Consider the following 20,732-nt stretch of genomic DNA (forward strand, 5'->3'; position numbering starts at 1 on the left):
TACTCGCAGACAAGTATCTGCTTCGAGGACGGAGTTTCAAGTGAAACGTGCACTGATTACCGGAATTACAGGCCAAGACGGTTCATACCTGGCCGAGCTGTTGTTGAGCAAGGGATACGAGGTCCACGGACTTACTCGTAGATCGTCCACGTTCAATACGGCTCGAATCGATCACATGTATGTGGATCCCCACACGCCGGATGCAAAACTGTTCCTTCATTACGGAGATCTCAGCGACGGGGCGCGTTTGGTCACTCTTCTCGCACAGATACGCCCGGACGAGGTCTACAACCTCGCAGCGCAGTCACATGTACGGGTAAGTTTCGACGAGCCCGAACATACCGGAGACACGACGGGAATCGGGTCGATCAGGTTGCTCGAAGCAGTCCGGATGGCTGGTCTCGAATGCAGGTTCTACCAGGCGTCCAGTTCCGAGATGTTCGGTGCGACACCGCCTCCGCAGGACGAGCAGACTCCCTTCTATCCGCGATCGCCGTACGGTGCGGCGAAGGTGTACTCGTACTGGATCACCAAGAACTACCGCGAGGCGTACGGGATCTTTGCCGTGAACGGAATTCTGTTCAACCACGAATCTCCGCGGCGAGGCGAAACATTCGTAACTCGCAAGATCACGCGAGCGGTGGCGCGGATCAAGGCCGGCCTGGAAAACGATTTGTACATGGGTAATCTCGATGCAATCCGCGACTGGGGTTACGCGCCGGAGTACGTGGAGGGAATGTGGAGGATGCTTCAGGCCGACGAGCCGGACGATTACGTGCTCGCGACAGGCGGTAACTACTCGGTCAAGGATTTCCTGACGGTGGCCTTCGAGCACGCCGGTTTGAACTGGGAAGATCATGTGCGCTTCGACGAGCGCTATCTGCGGCCGACGGAAGTAGATGCGTTGATCGGAGATGCAGGTAAGGCGGAGCAGAAGCTCGGCTGGAAGGCGACTGTACATACTCCCGAGCTGGCTCGAATCATGGTCGATGCGGACATCGAGGCTCTGAAGTGTGAGGGCAAGCCCTGGATCGACCGCCCGAACCTGGTGGATTGGGAGCACGCTCGATGACGGGGGAGTACGCGCAGAAGTCCCTCGATCGGAACGATGCGGTGTACGTCGCGGGCCATCGTGGACTCGTGGGTTCAGCGATCTGGCGTCGTTTGGAGGCCGACGGTTTCAATCGCCTTGTCGGTCGAACGTCCGCCGAACTCGATCTTCGCGACCGCGGTGCCGTGTTCGAGTTCTTCGCCGCCGAGAGGCCGAAGAACGTGGTCCTCGCGGCAGCCAAAGTGGGCGGGATACTGGCGAACAGCACACTGCCGGTGGACTTCATCTCCGACAACCTTCGCATCCAGGTGAACGTGATGGACGCGGCGGCCGAGTTCGACGTAGATCGCCTGCTGTTCCTCGGATCATCCTGCATCTACCCGAAATTCGCTCCTCAACCGATTCGCGAAGAATATTTGCTGACCGGTCATTTGGAACCGACGAACGATGCATATGCCATCGCCAAGATCGCGGGAATCCTGCAGGTACAGGCTGTTCGAAAGCAGTTCGGGCGTCCGTGGATCGCCGCGATGCCGACCAATCTCTACGGCCCGGGTGACAACTTCTCTGCCAAGGGCTCTCATGTGCTGCCAGCCCTCATCAGACGCTTCGACGACGCGCGCCGTGATGGAGCTGCTTCAGTCGTGAACTGGGGCAGCGGGACGCCGAGGCGCGAGTTTCTCCACGTCGACGACATGGCGGATGCCTGCCTTCATTTGCTCGACCACTATGACGGAGCAGAACACGTCAATGTTGGTACAGGCGAGGACCAGAGCATCGCGGAGATCTCTGCGATCGTGGCGGACGAGATCGGGTTCGACGGCGAGATCGAGTGGGATCATTCGAAACCTGACGGGACGCCGCGGAAGTTGCTTGACATCGGGAAGCTTCGAGATTTGGGGTGGCAGCCCAAGATTGATCTTCGTGCGGGGATCGCATCGACCGTGGAGTGGTATCGACAGAACGTCGATTCGATCAGGACATGAAGTACTACAGCATTATTCGACGTAAACTCGACTTCGACAGGCAGACATCGTTATGACTTCTCGTATTGCGGTATTCGGCACAGGCTACCTCGGGGCGACACACGCAGCTTGCATGGCCGAGTTGGGTCACGAGGTTCTCGGGGTGGATGTTGATCCGAACAAGCTCGCTATGCTCGAAGCTGGGGAGGTTCCTTTCTACGAACCGGGACTCGAGGAAGTACTGCGCCGCAACATAGCCGCGGGACGTCTTCGATTCACGGCTTCCTACGAGGAGGCCGCAGAGTTCGCCGACATCCACTTCCTCGGCGTCGGTACGCCGCAGAAGAAGGGGGAGTTCGCGGCCGACATGCGTTTTGTCGATTCGGTGATCGAGACACTCGCACCCCTCTTGACCAGGCCGACCGTAATCTTCGGGAAATCAACTGTGCCAGTCGGTACAGCAGAGCGATTGGGTGCGCGGGCACGGGAACTGGCGCCTGCCGGACAAGACGTGGAGGTGGCGTGGAACCCGGAATTTCTCCGGGAAGGCTACGCGGTGAAAGACACGCTTCACCCGGACCGGCTTGTGCTCGGGGTCGACCGCAATCGACCCGGACGTGCGGAATCGATTGCGCGTGAAGTGTACGAGCAACTCTTGAACGAAGGTATTCCCTTTGTTGTGACCGACCTTGCGACTTCGGAGTTGGTCAAAGCATCAGCCAATGCATTTCTGGCAACGAAGATCTCGTTCATCAATGCGATCTCGGAGGTGTGCGAGGCTTCAGGTGCGGATGTGACCGTTCTTGCCGATGCCATCGGCCACGACGAGAGAATTGGTAGGCGATTCCTCAACGCCGGAATCGGTTTCGGTGGGGGCTGCTTACCGAAGGACATCCGTGCTTTCATGGCACGTGCTGGTGAGCTGGGAGCAGATCAAGCACTCACTTTCCTACGCGAAGTCGACAATATCAACATGCGTCGTCGTACTCGGATGGTCGAACTGGCTCGAGAAGCGTGTGGTTCTCTACTCGGAGCCAATGTGGCGGTTCTCGGTGCAGCCTTCAAGCCTGACTCCGACGACGTGCGCGACTCACCTGCGCTGAACGTTGCCGGCCAGATTCAGCTGCAAGGCGCTGCCGTCAATGTCTATGACCCGAAGGCCATGGGAAACTCGAAGGCGTTGTTCCCCACCCTCACTTACACTTCGAGTGCACTTGACGCGTGTGCAGGAGCTGATGTCGTCTTGGTTCTGACCGAGTGGACCGAGTTTCGAAAGTTGTTGCCGTCGGACCTCGAACCTGTCGTCCGCAAGAAGGTCATCATCGACGGACGTAACTGTCTGGAACCGACCACCTGGCGTGACGCAGGGTGGACCTACCGAGGTCTCGGAAGGCCGTAAACCGGTGAAACCTTCACGGAGGGTGGGTGTTGTAGGCATCGAGGGGAAGTGGCCGTGTGCCCGGGACCAAAGTCCGTCAGCGAGCGAGCTGTGGCCGGGGGAGATGCTGGGATAGCCGCTCGTGCATCACAGGGTGAGGGGCATGATGCCTTGTTCGGTTGGTATGCATCAACTTCCGGCGGCAAGTTGCGTAGTTGGTCGTCGACGGACGTTGGTCCTACGGCCCGCTGTGGTATGTGACCCTTTCATGGTCGTCACGGTCGACTGACGATTTCTAGGAAGTTTCGAGGCTCCGTTGCGGTGGTGAAAAGACCAATGACGCAGTAGAGTTCAGCCTGGCTGCACGTTGTGTCTGCTCTGCGCGATGTGTGAGTGGGCCCGATGTCAGTGTCGCGGGTTTGTCAGTGTCGCGTGTTCGCCACTTCCCGATCATGCATCGGCCAGGAAGTGAGATGTGTGAGATGCCATGAAGGCCTCTCCCCCCTGGCTGTTTCGGCAAATACCTCGCGCTGTGACGCAGGGACACGCGATAGAAGATTGGCTGCCTCGTTCAGCCTGCATTGAGTGCAGCGGCTCGACAGCGGCTGTCGATTACTACTCGAAGACGTGATACGTGTTCGAGCCGAAGGAGATTCGACGATGGATGTACGGGACTACCTGAAGATTTTGCAGGCACGGTGGAAGATAGTCGCTGTCGTCACTGTGGTCGTGATCTTGGGCGCATTGGGCGCCTCGTTGATTGCCACGCCGATCTACCAGGCTTCCACGCGCCTGTTCGTGTCGACCTCTACCGGAACAACCGTGAACGAGGCTTACCAAGGTAACCAGCTCTCACAGCAGTTGGTCACTTCCTACGCCAAGCTCCTTACCGGCGAGACACTGGCACAGAGAACGATCGATTCAGTCGGGCCCGATCGACTCGGCGGGCTTTCCGCTGCGGAGATTTCGTCCAAGGTGACCGCCACATCGGCGCCGGATACAGTACTGCTCGATTTGAGCGTGCAAGATGCGTCGCCTGAACTGGCACGTGAAATCGCAAATGCGCTCTCGGACGAGTTTGTCGTGATGGTCAAAGATCTGGGTACGCCCGCAAATGGTGGCACAGCACCTGCGCGCGTCGTTGTCGAACAGCGAGCACAAACTCCCGCGGAACCGGTGTCGCCGAAGACTTCGCGGAACGTGGCGCTCGGTGCCGCGATCGGGCTTCTGCTGGGGATCGGGTTGGCTGTGGTGCGTGATCGCCTGGACAACACCGTCAAAGAGCGCAAGGTGGTCGAAGACATCGCCGGCGCGGCGATGGTGGGAACAATTCCGTTCGACAAGGAACGCGAAGTTCATCAAGCGATCAACTTCCACGAGGGCAACTCCGCAAGTGCCGAGGCGTACCGCGAGCTGCGAACCAATCTGCAGTTCCTGGCCGTGGATCGCCCACCGAGTGTCATCGTCGTTACGAGTTCTCTTCCCTCCGAGGGAAAGACCACGACTGCGGTGAACATCGCACTCGTGTTGGCCGAGGCAGGCAAGAAGGTGTGTCTCGTCGAAGGTGACCTCCGTAAGCCTCGCGTTTCGAAGTATCTGGGACTTATCGGAAGCGTCGGTCTGAGCTCGGTCCTGGCCGGGCAAGCAGATCTCGACGACGTACTTCAAGTCACGAGCAATGCTGACCTGACGGTTCTTGCCTCAGGTCCGATTCCCCCGAACCCGAGCGAACTTCTGGGCACTGACACTGCCCATGCGGTCTTTACCGATCTCCGCAGAAGGTTCGACTACGTCATCATCGACGCCTCGCCGTTGCTTCCGGTTACGGATGCTGCAGTTCTTTCAGCGCTGGCGGACGGTGCGCTAGTGATTGCTCGTCACGGCACGACGAAGAGGGAACAGCTGAGCAGGGCGGTCGGCAATCTCCACAGTGTGGGCGCGACGATTCTCGGTACTGTCATCACGATGACCCCGCTGAACGGTCGTGGTGTCTACGAGTACAAGTACTACTACGATTCCGATCCGGTTGTCGCTGACGTGGCCGTGGAAGGGTCCGTGGACAGCAATCCAGTCGGCGAACGAAAGGTCACGTCGACAGTCATCTGACCTGGTCGTACGGTAAATCCCGACGCCTCACAGGGCCCTCGAGCAATGCTCGAGGGCCCTTCTCTGTGTGGTGAATCGGACGCAATTCTCTAGTCGGGTCCTCTGAGTCTGCGACGCGCAGTGCGGAATACGGGTTCATCGGCCGTCGCAGTAATTGGGTAGGCACGGGCATGCGGGATGTGACGCTGCGGTCTGAGCTGTCCCTGCTTGACCAGTGCCTCTATGACTGTCGATCTGGTTGCGCCCGACGGGGCCTTGGGCGTCTCGGTTGGAATCGCGTAGCGAGTGTGGCGGACCGCAGGCGGACCAGCCCGATTCGGCCTCGAGAGTTTCGCAACGCCTAGATGTCGATCTGGCATCCCTCGATGGATTTGGACAGCGGGTGCGGGGGTTGTCGGCCAGCTGCGACTCAGCATGAACGAGTTCTTGGCCGATGTCGGTGGTCATATCGGCCACGGGTCCGTCGGTCGGAGGGCCGGAAAGGGATAGCGTCGACTGCTCTGGGTGAGGCGCTCGCGTATGTCGGCGACCCGGTGGGGCTCAGTCGCGTCCTGGTTACCTGCGACGAAAGGAACCCGGTTTCGCGTAAGGCAATCGAAGCGTGCGGGGGTTTACTCGAGAGCGTGCGCCCAGCTGATCAGTTGTCCCGCAATGTCGGTTGTTCGAGAGACACGCTCCGCTACTGGGTGCGAACGAGCGTGTCGAGCGTCCGTCGACCCTACACGGCCACACACGTTTGCCATGGCCATAGCCATAGCCATCGGTAGCAGTCGCCCCGCTTTGCAGCCGAGCGGCTGCGCAACTCGCATGTCCCTAATTGGGCTGCGCTGCAGCTATTTCAGGACCTCACAGGCGATCGCTGGCGGTCCACACTCCTCTTTTTGCATGTCTGAATTCTCGGTGTCGCCCGATCGTAGGTTCGCGCAATACCGGCCAGGAGTAGGTAAGACGCCCAGAGGCGAAGTGTCGAACAATCGTCCAGGGCTGAGTCGACGCTGAGCGCATCAAAGTATGGATTGCAGAGTGTTTACCAACCGCGTGCTGGTTTCCGTCCAAACGCGGAGCCCAAATGGGCTAGGCGATGAAAACTCTAGGTACGCAATGGTAATGGTGAGCAATGTTCACTCCTTCTTGTCGGAGGGTGAATAACTGACGTCAATGCTGGCGTCGGGAAGAAATTCGGAAAGCGCTATTGCCACGCTGTCCGGAATGTGGCAAACTCCTCACTGGTACTGACCAGCTAGCCGAAGAGTTGCCAAGATGTGAGTCCTGGCAATATCGAGGCCGGCGACGTCAGCGGGCGAGGAGAAATCGCCGATCGTCCTGTGTTTGGGTTGTTAGTGGACTCTGCTTCAATCACGGGGTGTGAGCTGCGGCAATGCCGCAATAATCGACAGTTGGGCCGAGGCCTGACAATAGTCGCCGGGTTAACTGCAAGGCGCACGTAATGCGACCATACGCACTGAACGCAGCAATGCGGAGCAGTTGCTTCGCTGTCGAAGTTTCGGGATTCGGCAAGGCGGTCCGATGGACCTCGGCCGGTGAACATCTTCAGGCCGAATTCTGTGCATGGGGAAAGGATTCTGAACACATGACGGTTCTCGAGATGGCCGCGCCCACGAAAGAGCGGCCACAACAACACCGACGAGTAACGCCGGAGAGGGCCGGTGGAGTTTCCGCACGCAGGAAATGGCAATCTGCGTATCTTCGTCGCCTGGCGATCACCGACACGGTCATCGTTGCGGGAGTTGTGTTTCTGGCTCAATGGTGGCGATTCGGTAGCGACGCGGATGTCGTCGACGGTGAAGCATTCGGCCATTTCAGCTACACCGCACTGTCTTTCGCCCTGATTATCGGCTGGTTTGCCGTACTGAGGGTATTTCGGACCAGATCTCCTCGCGTGATCGGAAGCGGCCCTGAAGAGTACCGATTGATCGCTGTCGGAACGCTCCGCCTGTTCGGACTGATTGCGATCGCCAGCCTTCTCCTTCACCTGGAGATCGCGCGCCTGTACCTTGCCGTGGCGTTTCCGATGGGATTGACCGCCTTGATCGCGAGTCGTTGGATCTGGCGACGGGTGATTGCTCGTGAGCGAGCCCGAGGTGAATTTCGAACTGCCGTACTCGTGGTCGGTGTGCGAGGGGCGGTTGTCGATCTTGCACGCAACCTCGAGCGCGACGATGCCCATGGATACCGAGTTGTCGGAGTCTGCGTACCTGGCTACGGAGGAGAAACGGGCGAAGTTGTCACAGTGAACGGCCGGGACATTCCGGTGCTCGGAGACGAGCACAGTGTCACCGACGCACTCGAACAGGTCGGTGCCGACACGGTGGCGGTGACGGCGTCGGAGCGACTCGGACCGGAAGGGCTGCGCAAGCTGGCCTGGGATCTCGAGCGCGATCATGTGGACCTTGTCGTCGCGCCAGGGATTCTGGATGTGTCCGGGCCGAGGCTCTCGATGCGCCCGGTCGCTGGATTTCCGCTGATCCATGTCGAGCGTCCGCGCTATCACGGCGCGCAGAAGTTCACGAAGACGACCTTCGACATCGTCTTCTCAACCGTGGTACTCGCCGTGATCAGTCCGGTGCTACTGGCGGCTGCGATCGCCGTCAAGCTCACGAGCAAGGGGCCGGTTCTGTACAAGTCCGAGCGGATGGGGTTGGACGGTCAGCCGTTCCCCATGCTCAAGTTCCGCTCGATGGTCCAGAATGCGGATTCACAGGTCACGGCACTGATGAAGGAGAACGAAGGCGCCGGAGTGCTTTTCAAGATGCGAGACGATCCGCGTGTGACGACGGTCGGTCGATTCATGCGCCGATACTCGATCGACGAGTTGCCCCAGTTCGTCAATGTCCTCCGGCGTGAGATGAGCGTTGTAGGCCCGCGGCCACCGCTTCGGCGCGAGGTCGAGATGTACGACGACGCGGTCAGTCGTCGGCTACTGGTCAAGCCCGGTGTCACCGGCCTGTGGCAGGTCAGTGGACGTTCTGATCTTTCGTGGGAAGACACTGTCCGCCTGGACCTTTCCTACGTCGACAACTGGTCGATGATGGGTGACGTCATGATCGTCGCGAAGACGCTCAAGGCGGTGGTGGGAAGTGATGGCGCCTACTGACAAGAAGGCGGTACCGGCGCCTTGCGAAAATGAGGCGCCGAACAATCCGCTGATCTTGCGAACGGCATTGGTGATCGCGGTCATCGGCGCGAGCGGAGCCTTTCAGGCGTACACGCAGAGGACAGCGCTCGGATCGTTGCTCGTACACGGTTCGGCCGTTCTTTCGGCGACACTTGCGTTGGTCTACTTCCTCGACCGGCGATACTCACGCAATACGACGTGGCCTGTCTTCACGCTTATGATCTCGGCCGGCGTCCCGGCAACCAGCTGGTACTGGTCGACACTGCCCCGGAACTCCGCCGTCGCCGGCATCGTCGTCGTGTGCCTGGCGATCACGGGAATCATCGTCGCCCGTGAGTTGACCTTCGCGGTGCGAGTGCGGACTGTTGCCCTCACCTTGCTGGTACTTCTCGTGCTGTCGCTGATGGTCGTGTTCCTCGATCCTTCGACTGGCATCGACGTGGACACCCGCGCCGTTGCTTATCGCGGAATCTTCACGCACAAGAACACTTTGGGACGAATGGCTGCCATCGAAGTTGTACTTGTCGGTGTCATGCTCATGCTTCCCGACGTCAAGCGTATTCCGTGGGTGGCGGCGCTTGCTGTCGCCGGCATCGTGTTGTTCGAGGCCCGGAGCCAGACCGGTCTCGTCGCTGCAGGGATTGCGCTGGCGACAATGCTTGCTCTGAGGTGCTTTAGACGGACACCGAACGCTCACCTCGCCTCGACTGTGATCATCGGCCTGTACCTCGGGGTGTCCGGCGCGATGAAGGTGCTCGGACCCGATGTCGCGGCGCTACTCTCGCGAGATGTCACGCTGACCGGCCGGTTACATCTCTGGACGGTATCCGACTACTACGCCGAACAGCGGCCTCTGCTCGGATGGGGCTTCGGCTCGGTGTGGGCGCCGGACAGTGCAGTGGGGCAGATGATTCGGTCAAAGCTGTCCTTTCCGGCGACCAGCGCACACAACGGAATGCTCGACATTCGGCTGCAGATCGGTTGGATCGGATTCCTGCTGCTGTTGGCCGGCTATTACCTGCTTCTGAGCACGGCGCTCGGGCGAGCCCGCAGCAGAACTGAGTACATCGCCGTCGTCGCGATCATGGCTCTCGTCTTCTCGATGGACTTGACGGAGTCGACGCTCTTCTTCGGCGCCATGTGGCTGATCGCATGGGTCTTCCTGGCGCCGTACGGACCCTCGACCCACCGCTCCCACAATGCGGGCAACGCCGAGTTGTCGATCCGTGGGGTTCGTGCCGACCAGAACGACGCGTACAGGTTCGCTCCGGAGCGAAGAGGAGGTCACTGAGATGTACAAGTCGTTCGATGTAGCGCGTTCGAAGCCCGAAGTGAACCCGACGTCCGCCGGTGGATTCACGCCGCCGAAAGCCTTGATGTTCCATGCGATCTATCGGAATCCGGGTGGTGAGGAGCAGAGCTTCGCCAACGAATCCAAGCTCCTGAAATCGATCGGATACGAGACGGTTCAGTGCACCACCGAGAATTCCAAGATCTCCCGGGGACCGTGGGCGGCAGTCACCGCTGTTTTCAGTCCTCGCGTACTCGTCGATGCGTTGCGCATCATCCGTTCGGAGCGCCCCGACGTCATCTACGTGAACAATCTCTGGCCGGCGTTCTCGGCTTCGTTGCTCGTGGCCGCAAGAGCCGCCGCAATTCCTACGTTGCAGGCGGTTCGGAACTATCGCCTGGCCACACCGTCAGCCAAGTTGCGCGCAGATGGCACGTGCACCGAATGCGGTTCCACCAAATACTTCACGAGTTGTGTCCGCAACGGATGCTACGGAAACAGCCGACTGCAGAGCCTTGTCTGCTACCTGAGCGCTACGGCGGTCAAGCTGAGCGTCTTGGGGTGGAAGCAGCACAGGTTCGTCGCAACGAGCGCGATGACAGCACGTCTGGTCGAAGGACGACTGATCGGTTCTGGCCGCGTCGTGGTTCGTCCGAACTTCGGATTCGAAGAAAATGAACCCGAGTTTCGGAGCACTGATTCGGTTGTGTGCGTCAGCCGACTGACACCGGAGAAGGGCGTCCTGGATTTGGTGCGCAACTGGCCGCAGGGCGCTGGAAGTCCCTCGCTCACAGTTCTCGGTGACGGACCGCAGTACGGCGAGATCTCCAGCATAAGCGCAGCTCTCGACAACGTCACGCTGGCCGGATTCACTTCGCACGAAGATGTGATCGAGATACTTCGAGACAGTGCGGCGTCCGTGGTGCCGTCTCAATGGGCAGAACCGTTCGGACGCGTTGCGATCGAATCGATGTCGGTTGGCACCCCAGTCATCTACGCAACCAACGGTGCACTCGCGGACATCGTCGGACCGGGCGGAACGCCTCTCAATACCTTGGAAGAGTCGTCGATACGCGAGGCCCTCGATCGAATCTTCGGAGCGGACGATCGATCGGCGATACGCAGATCCGCTTATCGTCACTACTCGAATCGCTTCACATCGCGCAAAGCGGCGACGTCGATGCGTGAGCTCATCGACGAGGTGAGATCGTGAAAGATCGCACTCGGCATGTGACATTCATGGCCGATCAAGGGCTTTCGAGCGTCCTCACTTTTGTCGTTCTCACCTCGGTGGCACGACTCGGTGGTCCGATCGAAGTCGGCCAGGTTGCCGTGATTCAATCGGCGGGTCTGTTGGCACTGGCACTGGGGAGAGCGATCGGCGTCGACGTCTGGCTGTCGCGAGGGGCGGGGTCTGACGAGCGTGGACCGGCGTTGGCGCCCACGATCGTGCTGGCGGCGGTATCGGTGACATCGGTGTGGGCACTGTTCGTGATCGCCGGCTCGGACTCGATGAATCTCACGGTATACGCCTTGGCTGCAGCTGGTTTCGTGGTGTTGGACGTGATACGCACGATGCTGATGCACGACGGTGCGAGTTGGATCTCTGTGTCGATACAGATCGTGACACTCTCGTTCGTCCTTATTGCAGCTTTCCTGGTCGAGAATCTGACACTTGCACTCGTGACCTATACGGTCGGTGTCTTCGTCGCGCTCGCTCTCGGTCACGCATCCATGCGTCTGGTACCGCCGGTACCGTCGATCAGGTACTCGCGCACTCACCGATATCGATCCGTGCCGTTTGCGATCGAGATATTGATGGGATCAGCTGCGCAGCAGGCGATGTTCTTGATACTCACTGTGGTGGCGTCGATCTCGATGATCGGTGAGATCAGAACTGCCCAGACACTGCTCGGTCCGCTGTCCTTGATGTTCGCGGGCATCTCGCCAATTCTGATGCGTAAGTTCGGCAGTGGTGTCGAAGCGATGAGCCCGAGCGAGTGCATGGCACTCGGCCGCCGAGTGGGCTTGCAGATCTTCTGGGTTTCGATCATCTGCGTTTCGCTGATCTGTCTCACGCTCGAGATTCGATTCTCGGGAGTGCGATTGATGGATCATCTGGTCGGGTCGCACTTTCCGAACTTGATACCGGTCATTCTGCTGTGCGGGTTGGCGGTGGCGTTCAACGGGATTCTGCTGGGAGTCGGCACGTCGATCCGCGTCGTGGACAAGACGGGAAACCTCAACAGATTTCGCGCCTTGCTGTTACCTCTGCAGTTTCTGATCGTTCTCGGGGCGGGACTGACCGACAGCGCCGTACCCGTCGCAGGAGCATTGGCCGCGTCGGCGTGCGTCAGCGCGAGCGTCGCACTTCTGGTTTCGATGAACCGTGACGCCCGACCGAAAGTTGACCTCTCATGAAGAATCCCAGCGGCGTCGTAGTGGCGATTCTGACCTTCCGTCGTGAATCGGAACTGGCTGTCTGCATCGACAGCGTCCGGGCATCGATCCAGGCTTCCGGTGCCTCCGCCCAGGTCGTAGTAGGCGACAACGATCCGGAATCCACCACGCCGACGTATGTTGCCGACGGGATCGAACGACTGCATCTCGGATTCGGCGGGGTATCTCCGGCGCGACGTGCGCTGGTCGATCTCGCCCGTGCACGAGATCGTCGTTACATCGTCTTCGTCGACGACGACGAGTACGTCGATGTCGACTGGCTGTCGAATCTCCTCACCTGCGCCGCAGATTTCGACGCAGGTGCTGTGGCCGGTCCTGTGATTCCGGTGGGTCTGCCTGCCTCGGAACTTCCATTGCACACTCGCGTTCGCCATTCGACCGGCACCCCGGTTGCGTCTGCAGGCGCTGGAAATCTGTTGTTGGACCTGAAGGCTTTGAACGGCTTGAACTTCAGTGACGACTGGGATCTACCTGGCGGCGAGGACACCGAGTTCACGCTCAGGATGAGCGCCGGCGGTGTCCGGTTGGTGTGGTGCGACGAGGCGCTTGCGTACGAACCGGTAGGCGAGGATCGGCGTCGGGATTCCTGGCTCTTCGCCCGGTATGTCAACAACGGACGAATCCTCGCGGTCTGTCAGGGACAGCTCGAGCTGCCACTGTTGGCGGCTCAGAGTGCCAAACGCGCTCTGCTCGTACTCGCGTCGGCGACGTTGATCCCCGTTGCCTTGATCAGTCCACGGATCAAGCGCGTGGTTCTCGACAACGGTGCACGCAACATCGGTTGGTTCTCAGAGCGATTCAGCCGCAGCGATTCTCGGACGCCGCGCGCACAGAGGCTGGTGGTAGCGCGATGACACGGTTGTTGATGACGGCATACGCCTGCGATCCGAATCAGGGGAGTGAATCCGGTGCGGGTTGGGCGCTTCTCTCGGCAGCTTCCGAACTGTGTGAGTCGATCACGGTGGTGACTCGCTCCGGTGAGGCTCCCGCATTGGAATCAGAGTGTGAACAGCTCGGTTGCGAAGTTCGTGTCGTGCGAATAGCGACTTTGCCCGCGGAAGAAGCCGGATCGTACGGTCGATACCTCCGATGGCTCTGGCACACCTCACTGTTCGTTCGGCGTGAAGCGGCAAACTTCGACGTCCTGCATCATGCAACGTTCGCCTCCGACTGGTTGCCCCCACCGGTGCTGTTCGGTGGAGCCGGCGGAGTACGACTGGTATGGGGGCCTGCCGGGGGCAACACCTACCCGCCGATGCCGCTCGCCAGGCGCATCGGTATGCGGTACCTGGCAACCACGGCAGTTCGGACCTGCTCCACGAAAGCCGTTCGGTCACTGACACACATCTTCATGTCCGGACGAGTCGACACTTTCATCGCGATGAACTCCGACAGCGGACGAGGCGCACCGCGGGCACGCAATGTCGTCGTCCAACCCAATTGTGTTCTGGACTACGACGGAATCGAGAAGCAAGCGGTACCCAGACCGAAACGAAGACTCTTGTTCGTAGGAAGACTGTTGCAATACAAAGGAATCGACCTGATTCTGGATGCGCTCGAGCAGCTGGGCACCGATTGGTCCATGACCTTTGTCGGGGAGGGACCCGCCCGCGGGCGGATCGAGAAGTCGCTTCCGTATCGGCGCGGTCAGGTCACGCTTCGCGGATGGCGCGACAGATCGGAAGTGGTAAGCGAGATGGGGGCCTCCTCCGCTCTGCTCTTCCCGAGCATGCACGATTCGGGCGGCTGGGTGGCGGCCGAAGCGGCTGCGGTGGGCCTGCCGGTGGTCTGTTTGGAACTCGGCGGTGTGCCGACACTGGCAGGTAGGAACGCCGTGACGATCCAGGTTGCTCCGGCGTCGACTCTCTCCTCTCGTATCGCTCGATCGATTGTCGAGACCGAGCTTTCTCTCTTTGAACCGCAGCGTGATTGGACTCGGTCCCGGTTGACATCGGTCTTGTCGCGCAGCTACGGCCAGTGCAATGAACGTCGACATACGAACTCGGAAAAGTGGTGAGACAGATGAGCAGTCCGTTCGAGGTCATCGAGGTGGGTGGCATTCCGTTTGCCGCGACCAATCTCGAGAGAGCTACCGATTGGGTAGTCAACGACAGACGAGAGGGAGCAGGAACCGGAGTCTCCGTGAGGTTGTCGAATTCCTACTGCGTGTCGGCGGCGCACAGTGATCGCGACTACTCCGCGGTTTTGAAGGGTCCGGGTGTGAACTTCGCAGACGGAACCCCGGTCAGCTGGGTGATGCGCCTGATCGGCGGCACCGCCGATCACGTCGGTGTTCGACCAGTCCGGGGTCCGTCGTTCTTCGAGGCCACCCTGGACAAGGGACGCCGCTACAGCCTTCGTCACCATTTTGTCGGCACGACAGAAGAGACGTTGAATCTCTTGACGGATCGAGTCGAGGAGTTATACCCGGGAATCAAGGTGGCCGGCACATATGCCCCGCCGTTTGCCGCGTTCAGCAAGGAGTTCGTCGACGACATCATCACGAAGATCGATCCGACGTCACCGGACATCGTGTGGGTCGGTCTGGGTGCGCCGAAGCAGGACTTTGTCACGAAGGCGATAGCGGATCGAACCGACTACGTGGCCGTCGGTGTCGGCGCTGCCTTCGACTTCTTGGCCGGAACTGTTTCGGAGGCACCATCTTTCGTCCAGAACTCGGGTTTCGAGTGGTTGTATCGACTTGTATCCGAACCCAAACGTCTGTGGCGGCGCTACCTGTTCGGTAACTCGACATTCATACGGCTGGCATCACGTGACATACGAAAAGTCTTCGGCCGTTTGGGGGGACGCGCATGAGCGAGATCAAGACTGCCGAGCGATTCGGAGGACTACGGACCACGACCGTGGTTTCGCAACTATCAGGCGGGCTGTCCCGCAACGGAAGGAACGCAGGATGAAACGCGCACTGATTACCGGAATCACGGGGCAGGACGGCTCTTACCTTGCCGAGTTGCTGCTCTCCAAAGGCTACGAGGTTCACGGACTGATCCGTCGATCCTCGACGTTCAACACTTCGAGGATAAACCACATCTACGTTGACCCGCACGATGCGGATGCTCGACTTTTTCTTCACTACGGTGACCTCAGTGACGGAGCGCGCCTGGTGACACTACTCGCGCAGATCAAGCCGGACGAGGTGTACAACCTCGCTGCGCAGTCTCACGTCAGGGTCAGCTTCGACGAACCCGAACACACCGGGAACACCACTGGCGTCGGGTCGATCCGACTACTCGAAGCGGTTCGGATGGCCGGACTCGACTGCCGGTTCTACCAGGCGTCGAGTTCCGAGATGTTTGGTGCCACACCGCCACCGCAGAACGAGGAGACACCGTTCTACCCACGTTCGCCCTACGGTGCGGCGAAGGTGTACTCGTACTGGATCACCAAGAACTATCGTGAGGCATACGGGATCTTCGCTGTGAACGGAATTCTGTTTAATCACGAATCCCCTAGGCGTGGTGAGACATTCGTGACGCGGAAGATCACGCGCGCGGTCGCACGCATCCAGGCAGGTATCGAGGATCATCTGTACATGGGCAATCTCGATGCGATTCGCGACTGGGGATATGCGCCGGAGTACGTGGAGGGAATGTGGCGCATGCTGCAGGTCGACGAGCCTGAGGATTTTGTGCTCGCCACCGGTGGCAACTACTCGGTGCGCGACTTCCTGACCGTCGCGTTCGAACATGCAGGTCTGAACTGGGAAAACCACGTTCGATTCGACGAACGGTATCTTCGGCCGACCGAGGTGGACGCACTGATCGGGGATCCGAGTCATGCCGAGCGCAAACTCGGTTGGAAGGCCGGCGTGCACACACCCGAACTGGCCCGGATCATGGTCGAGGCAGACATCGAAGCGCTCGAACACGAAGGGCGACCGTGGATCGACACTCCGGCACTTCCCGACTGGTCGGCGACGCGATGAGTGATTCATTCGCAGCGCGACCACTCGATCGAGGCGCACCGTTCTACGTGGCCGGCCACCGAGGTCTGGTCGGCTCTTCGGTGTGGCGACACCTGGAATCTGCGGGCTTCACCAGGTTGCTCGGAAAGACGTCGGCCGAACTCGATCTACGTGACCGGGAAGCTGCTTTCGATTTCTTCGCCCGCGAAAAGCCGACCAACGTGATCCTCGCAGCAGCAAAAGTTGGGGGGATTGCGGCGAACAGCACTTTCCTCGTCGACTTCCTGTCGGAGAATCTGCGCATCCAGGTGAACGTGCTCGACGCTGCCCTCGCACACGGCGTCGAGCGTCTCCTGTTCCTCGGATCATCGTGCATCTACCCGAAATTGGCACCGCAACCGATCAAGGAGGAATATCTGCTCACCGGGCATCTCGAGCCGACCAACGACGCCTATGCAATAGCAAAGATCGCGGGAATACTCCATGTTCAAGCTGCCAGGCGGCAGCATGGTCGCCCCTGGATCTCAGCTATGCCCACCAACCTGTACGGCCCGGGAGACAATTTTTCTCCGCGCGGATCGCACGTACTTCCCGCCCTCGTTCGGCGTTACGACGAGGCGCAGTCGTCGGCAGTCCAGTCGGTTGTCAACTGGGGGAGTGGCAATCCGCGACGTGAATTCCTGCATGTCGACGACTTGGCGTCGGCGTGTCTGCATCTGCTCGACAACTACGACGGTGCATCGCATGTCAACGTCGGAACCGGCGAAGACCACACAATTCGCGAGATCGCTTCGATGGTCGCCGACGAGGTCGGATACACCGGCGAGACGCAGTGGGACACCTCGAAGCCTGACGGAACGATGCAGAAACTGCTGGACGTGAGCATGATTCGTGAACTCGGATGGCGGCCGACAATCGGATTGCGCGAAGGAATCGCGTCGACGATCTCGTGGTACCGCGACAACATCGGTGCCGTACGCACCTGAATCACTTTTCCCATCAACACACTTCGCACACTCTCGAGAAAGCAGATCGAGCAACATGAGCACTCGCATAGCAGTATTCGGCACGGGATACCTGGGCGCGACACACGCGGCCTGTATGGCCGAACTCGGTCACGAGGTCCTCGGAGTGGATGTCGATGCGGCAAAGCTGGAGAAACTGGCAGCAGGTGAAGTTCCGTTCTACGAGCCAGGGTTGGGCGAGGTCCTACGAAACAACATCGATCGAGGGCGACTGAAGTTCACGTCGTCGTACGAGGAAGCCGCAGAATTTGCGGACGTGTTCTTCCTCGGGGTCGGGACGCCGCAGAAGAAGGGTGAGTTCGCCGCGGACATGGTCTACGTGGATGCCGTGATCGAGACTTTGGCGCCGCTGCTCACCAAGCCCGCGGTCATCTTCGGCAAGTCCACGGTACCGGTGGGAACCGCGGAACGGCTCGGTAAGCGCGCGCGGGAACTGGCACCGATCGGTGACAGCGTCGAAGTCGCGTGGAATCCCGAGTTTCTGCGTGAAGGATTTGCCGTCCAGGACACGTTGCACCCGGACCGACTTGTGCTCGGAGTCGATCGAAATGTCCGCGGTCGAGCGGAATCTGTTGCGCGCGAAGTTTATGCAGAGCTCATCGATGCGGAGATTCCGTTTCTCGTCACGGACCTTGCGACGGCGGAGTTGGTGAAAGCGTCAGCGAACGCTTTCCTGGCCACCAAGATCTCGTTCATCAACGCCATCTCCGAAGTGTGCGAGGCCGCTGGCGCCGACGTCACAGTGCTTGCCGACGCGATCGGGCACGACGTTCGGATCGGACGTCGATTCCTCAACGCGGGAATTGGTTTCGGCGGAGGGTGTTTGCCGAAGGACATCCGCGCCTTCATGGCTCGCGCCGGTGAACTCGGTGCCGATCAAGCACTGACGTTCCTGCGCGAAGTCGACAACATCAATATGCGCAGACGTACACGCATGGTCGAACTGGCGCGGGAGGCATGCGGATCGCTTCTCGGTGCGAGAGTCGCAGTTCTGGGTGCCGCGTTCAAACCGGACTCGGACGACGTTCGTGATTCGCCGGCGCTCAACGTCGCGGGTCAGATTCAGCTCCAAGGTGCTGCAGTGAACGTGTACGACCCAAAGGCCATGGACAATTCGCGCGCGCTGTTCCCGACGCTGACCTACTCGGCAAATGCATTGGAGGCCTGCGAAGGTGCCGATGTCGTCCTGGTATTGACCGAGTGGCTCGAATTCTTGAAGTTGCAGCCGTCCGATCTCGATTCGGTGGTTCGCAACAAAGTGATCGTCGACGGGCGCAATTGCCTTTCCCCCGACGACTGGCGAGGCGCAGGTTGGAACTACCGCGGACTGGGACGCCCGTGAGCACAGGACGTCTCGTCCGTCGCAGCTGATCTATATCGAAATTGATAAAGCCCGGTTCGCCCTCGCGGTCCGACCGGCAAAGACCGCTCAGACCCGCAGTGGACATGCGTGAGCCGAAGGAGACATCAAGATGGAAATTGTCGACTACCTGAAGATATTGCAAGCCAGATGGCGAATCGTCGCTGCTGTAACCGTGCTCGGAATCCTCGGAGCCCTTGGCGCTTCTCTTCTTTCGACGCCCGTTTACCAGGCCTCGACGAGGCTGTTCGTTTCGACGTCGGCGGGTACCTCGGTCAACGAGGCACTGCAGGGCAGTCAACTTTCACAGCAGCGAGTTCTGTCCTATACAAAACTCCTGACCGGCCGAACACTCGCACAGCGGACGATCGACGAACTGGGACCGAGGGTGGTCGGCGGGATGTCGGCTGACGAGTTGGCCTCCAAGGTCACTGCGACGTCGGCGCCCGACACTGTGTTGATCGACCTCGCAGTCAAGGACGCGTCACCGAAACTCGCACGCGAGATCGCGAACACTCTCTCATCCGAATTCGTGGCATTGGCAAAGGAACTAGAGACACCCGAGAACGGCGGAACACCGCCTGCACGTGTGGTCGTCGAACAGCAGGCTCAACAGCCGACTGTTCCGGTGTCACCCAAGACTTCGCGCAACCTCGCGCTCGGCGCAGTGGCGGGACTGGTTGTGGGGATCGCGCTTGCGTTGATTCGTGATCGACTCGACAACACGGTGAAAGATCGTCGAACTGTAGAAGAGATCGCGGGTTCGGCGATGGTGGGCACGATCCCGTTCGACAAGGACGTCGAAGTCAATCACGCGATCGCTTTCAGTGACGGAAGTTCCGTGAGTGCCGAAGCCTTCCGTGAGTTGCGCACGAACCTTCAGTTCCTCGAGGTGGACCATCCACCGCGTGTCATCGTCGTCACGAGTTCGCTTCCCTCCGAAGGTAAGACGACCACGGCCGTGAACATCGCTCTCGTCTTGGCGGAGGCCGGCAAATCAGTGTGCCTGATGGAAGGCGACCTCCGGAAGCCGCGAGTATCGAAGTATTTGGGATTGCTCGGAAGTGTCGGCGTCAGTTCGGTGCTCTCCGGTCAAGCGACGCTGGACGATGTGCTTCAGCCGACCGAGTTCGACGGGCTGACAGTGCTCGCCTCCGGACCGATCCCGCCGAACCCGAGCGAACTACTCGGCACGGACACGGCCAAACATGTTCTCGAGGAACTGCGGGCGCGATACGACTACGTCATCATCGACGCCTCGCCGTTGCTACCCGTCACGGATGCCGCGGTCCTGGCCGCGATGTCGGACGGTGCCCTGGTGATCGCCCGACACGGCTCCACGAAGTGCGATCAACTGGCGCGCGCGGTCGGAAACCTACAGAGTGTGGGTGCGCACGTCCTGGGCACTGTCATCACGATGACGCCGTCTCGCGGACGCAATGCGTACGAGTACAGCTACTACTACGAGTCGGACAAGTCGCTACCGCAGTTGACCGCGGTGCCCGCGCTCAACGCTCACCGAAGCGAAGTCGGCTGAGCAGCGGGCCGAGGAGATCGGCGATCTCGAGTCCGATCTCGTGAAACACGTTCTCTTCCTTACCCATCGGATCCATGACGTCCTCGGGTTCGGTGGCACGAAATCGGGGTCTGGCGGCGGCGAGGTCCTCGACAGTTCCTGCATCTGCGAGCGAGCCCAACCGTGCGGCTTCTCGAAGTGTGAACGTGCGCTTGAGCCGCGCCGGAGCCATCGCCAGGACTTTGTCTCGCTGACTTTCGGTCATCGTGAGAATGAGGTCGGCGTCCGAGGCCAGCGCTGTTGTCATGCGTCGGGCTTGAAACTCCGTGGGGTCGCCGCCGAGCCCCGCGAGAACCCTCGCAGCAGTCGGCTCGATCGGGTGTCCGACCATCGCCCGGGTTCCGGCACTCGACGCGGTGAATCCGGTGACCCCGGCTTCGGCGGCATAAGCACGTGCAAGGCGTTCGCCCGTGGGTGATCGGCAGATGTTTCCCGTACAAACGAAGAGAACGTGCATGG

Annotated in this window: 17 protein-coding genes; 16 read left to right on the top strand and 1 reads right to left on the bottom strand. The window is 60.0% G+C overall.

Annotation, left to right across the window (positions count from 1 at the left end):
- Nucleotides 1-40 precede the first annotated feature (40 nt).
- The 16 genes from gmd (ASU23_RS25360) (at nucleotide 41) to ASU23_RS25430 (ending at nucleotide 20,234) form a co-directional block, all read left to right on the top strand.
- Nucleotides 41-1,072, top strand: a complete 1,032-nt coding sequence (gene gmd / locus ASU23_RS25360; RefSeq protein WP_172827095.1) for a GDP-mannose 4,6-dehydratase — start codon at nucleotides 41-43, stop codon at nucleotides 1,070-1,072.
- Entirely contained in the window at nucleotides 1,069-2,037 is a 969-nt protein-coding gene (locus tag ASU23_RS25365; protein ID WP_042452275.1) for a GDP-L-fucose synthase, read from the top strand. Before gmd (ASU23_RS25360) ends, ASU23_RS25365 begins: the two co-directional genes overlap by 4 nt.
- A 52-nt stretch (nucleotides 2,038-2,089) precedes the next feature.
- Nucleotides 2,090-3,415 carry a UDP-glucose/GDP-mannose dehydrogenase family protein gene (locus ASU23_RS25370; protein ID WP_058038960.1) on the top strand — a complete coding sequence of 442 codons (1,326 nt, stop codon included), beginning with the start codon at nucleotides 2,090-2,092 and terminating at the stop codon, nucleotides 3,413-3,415.
- A 639-nt stretch (nucleotides 3,416-4,054) separates the two neighbouring features.
- On the top strand, nucleotides 4,055-5,500 hold the full coding sequence (locus ASU23_RS25375) for a polysaccharide biosynthesis tyrosine autokinase (RefSeq protein ID WP_007726623.1): 1,446 nt from the start codon (nucleotides 4,055-4,057) through the stop codon (nucleotides 5,498-5,500).
- Between the two features lie 365 nt (nucleotides 5,501-5,865).
- Entirely contained in the window at nucleotides 5,866-6,267 is a 402-nt protein-coding gene (locus ASU23_RS35355) for a GNAT family N-acetyltransferase (RefSeq protein ID WP_172827096.1), read from the top strand.
- An 824-nt stretch (nucleotides 6,268-7,091) separates the two neighbouring features.
- Nucleotides 7,092-8,615 carry a sugar transferase gene (locus ASU23_RS25380; RefSeq protein ID WP_058038980.1) on the top strand — a complete coding sequence of 508 codons (1,524 nt, stop codon included), beginning with the start codon at nucleotides 7,092-7,094 and terminating at the stop codon, nucleotides 8,613-8,615.
- A complete protein-coding gene (locus tag ASU23_RS25385; RefSeq protein ID WP_058038961.1) occupies nucleotides 8,602-9,927 on the top strand; it encodes an O-antigen ligase in 1,326 nt (441 codons plus the stop codon). Before ASU23_RS25380 ends, ASU23_RS25385 begins: the two co-directional genes overlap by 14 nt.
- A 1-nt stretch (nucleotide 9,928) precedes the next feature.
- The gene (locus tag ASU23_RS25390; RefSeq protein WP_058038962.1) at nucleotides 9,929-11,140 is read left to right on the top strand and encodes a glycosyltransferase family 4 protein; all 1,212 of its coding nucleotides are present in this window, start codon (nucleotides 9,929-9,931) and stop codon (nucleotides 11,138-11,140) included.
- On the top strand, nucleotides 11,137-12,348 hold the full coding sequence (locus ASU23_RS25395) for a hypothetical protein (protein WP_058038963.1): 1,212 nt from the start codon (nucleotides 11,137-11,139) through the stop codon (nucleotides 12,346-12,348). Before ASU23_RS25390 ends, ASU23_RS25395 begins: the two co-directional genes overlap by 4 nt.
- Nucleotides 12,345-13,241, top strand: coding sequence for a glycosyltransferase family 2 protein (locus ASU23_RS25400; RefSeq protein ID WP_058038964.1), 897 nt, complete (start codon nucleotides 12,345-12,347; stop codon nucleotides 13,239-13,241). Before ASU23_RS25395 ends, ASU23_RS25400 begins: the two co-directional genes overlap by 4 nt.
- A complete protein-coding gene (locus ASU23_RS25405; protein WP_058038965.1) occupies nucleotides 13,238-14,404 on the top strand; it encodes a glycosyltransferase family 4 protein in 1,167 nt (388 codons plus the stop codon). Before ASU23_RS25400 ends, ASU23_RS25405 begins: the two co-directional genes overlap by 4 nt.
- A gap of 5 nt (nucleotides 14,405-14,409) precedes the next feature.
- Complete coding sequence (locus ASU23_RS25410) at nucleotides 14,410-15,204, top strand: WecB/TagA/CpsF family glycosyltransferase (RefSeq protein ID WP_042452261.1); 795 nt, start codon at nucleotides 14,410-14,412, stop codon at nucleotides 15,202-15,204.
- A 97-nt stretch (nucleotides 15,205-15,301) separates the two neighbouring features.
- Complete coding sequence (gmd, locus tag ASU23_RS25415) at nucleotides 15,302-16,333, top strand: GDP-mannose 4,6-dehydratase (RefSeq protein ID WP_007726640.1); 1,032 nt, start codon at nucleotides 15,302-15,304, stop codon at nucleotides 16,331-16,333.
- The gene (locus ASU23_RS25420; RefSeq protein WP_039972726.1) at nucleotides 16,330-17,298 is read left to right on the top strand and encodes a GDP-L-fucose synthase; all 969 of its coding nucleotides are present in this window, start codon (nucleotides 16,330-16,332) and stop codon (nucleotides 17,296-17,298) included. Before gmd (ASU23_RS25415) ends, ASU23_RS25420 begins: the two co-directional genes overlap by 4 nt.
- A gap of 55 nt (nucleotides 17,299-17,353) precedes the next feature.
- Complete coding sequence (locus tag ASU23_RS25425; protein ID WP_058038966.1) at nucleotides 17,354-18,679, top strand: UDP-glucose/GDP-mannose dehydrogenase family protein; 1,326 nt, start codon at nucleotides 17,354-17,356, stop codon at nucleotides 18,677-18,679.
- Nucleotides 18,680-18,809: 130 nt separating this feature from the next.
- Entirely contained in the window at nucleotides 18,810-20,234 is a 1,425-nt protein-coding gene (locus ASU23_RS25430) for a polysaccharide biosynthesis tyrosine autokinase (protein ID WP_058038967.1), read from the top strand.
- Here ASU23_RS25430 and ASU23_RS25435 read toward each other — a convergent pair.
- Nucleotides 20,206-20,730: a protein-tyrosine-phosphatase gene (locus ASU23_RS25435; RefSeq protein ID WP_058038968.1), complete on the bottom strand. Its 525-nt coding sequence runs from the start codon at nucleotides 20,728-20,730 to the stop codon at nucleotides 20,206-20,208. The two genes, ASU23_RS25430 and ASU23_RS25435, sit on opposite strands and share 29 nt — an antisense overlap.
- Nucleotides 20,731-20,732: the final 2 nt, after the last annotated feature.

The sequence above is a fragment of the Rhodococcus sp. KB6 genome, from assembly GCF_001445685.1.
GTDB lineage: Bacteria > Actinomycetota > Actinomycetes > Mycobacteriales > Mycobacteriaceae > Rhodococcus_F > Rhodococcus_F qingshengii.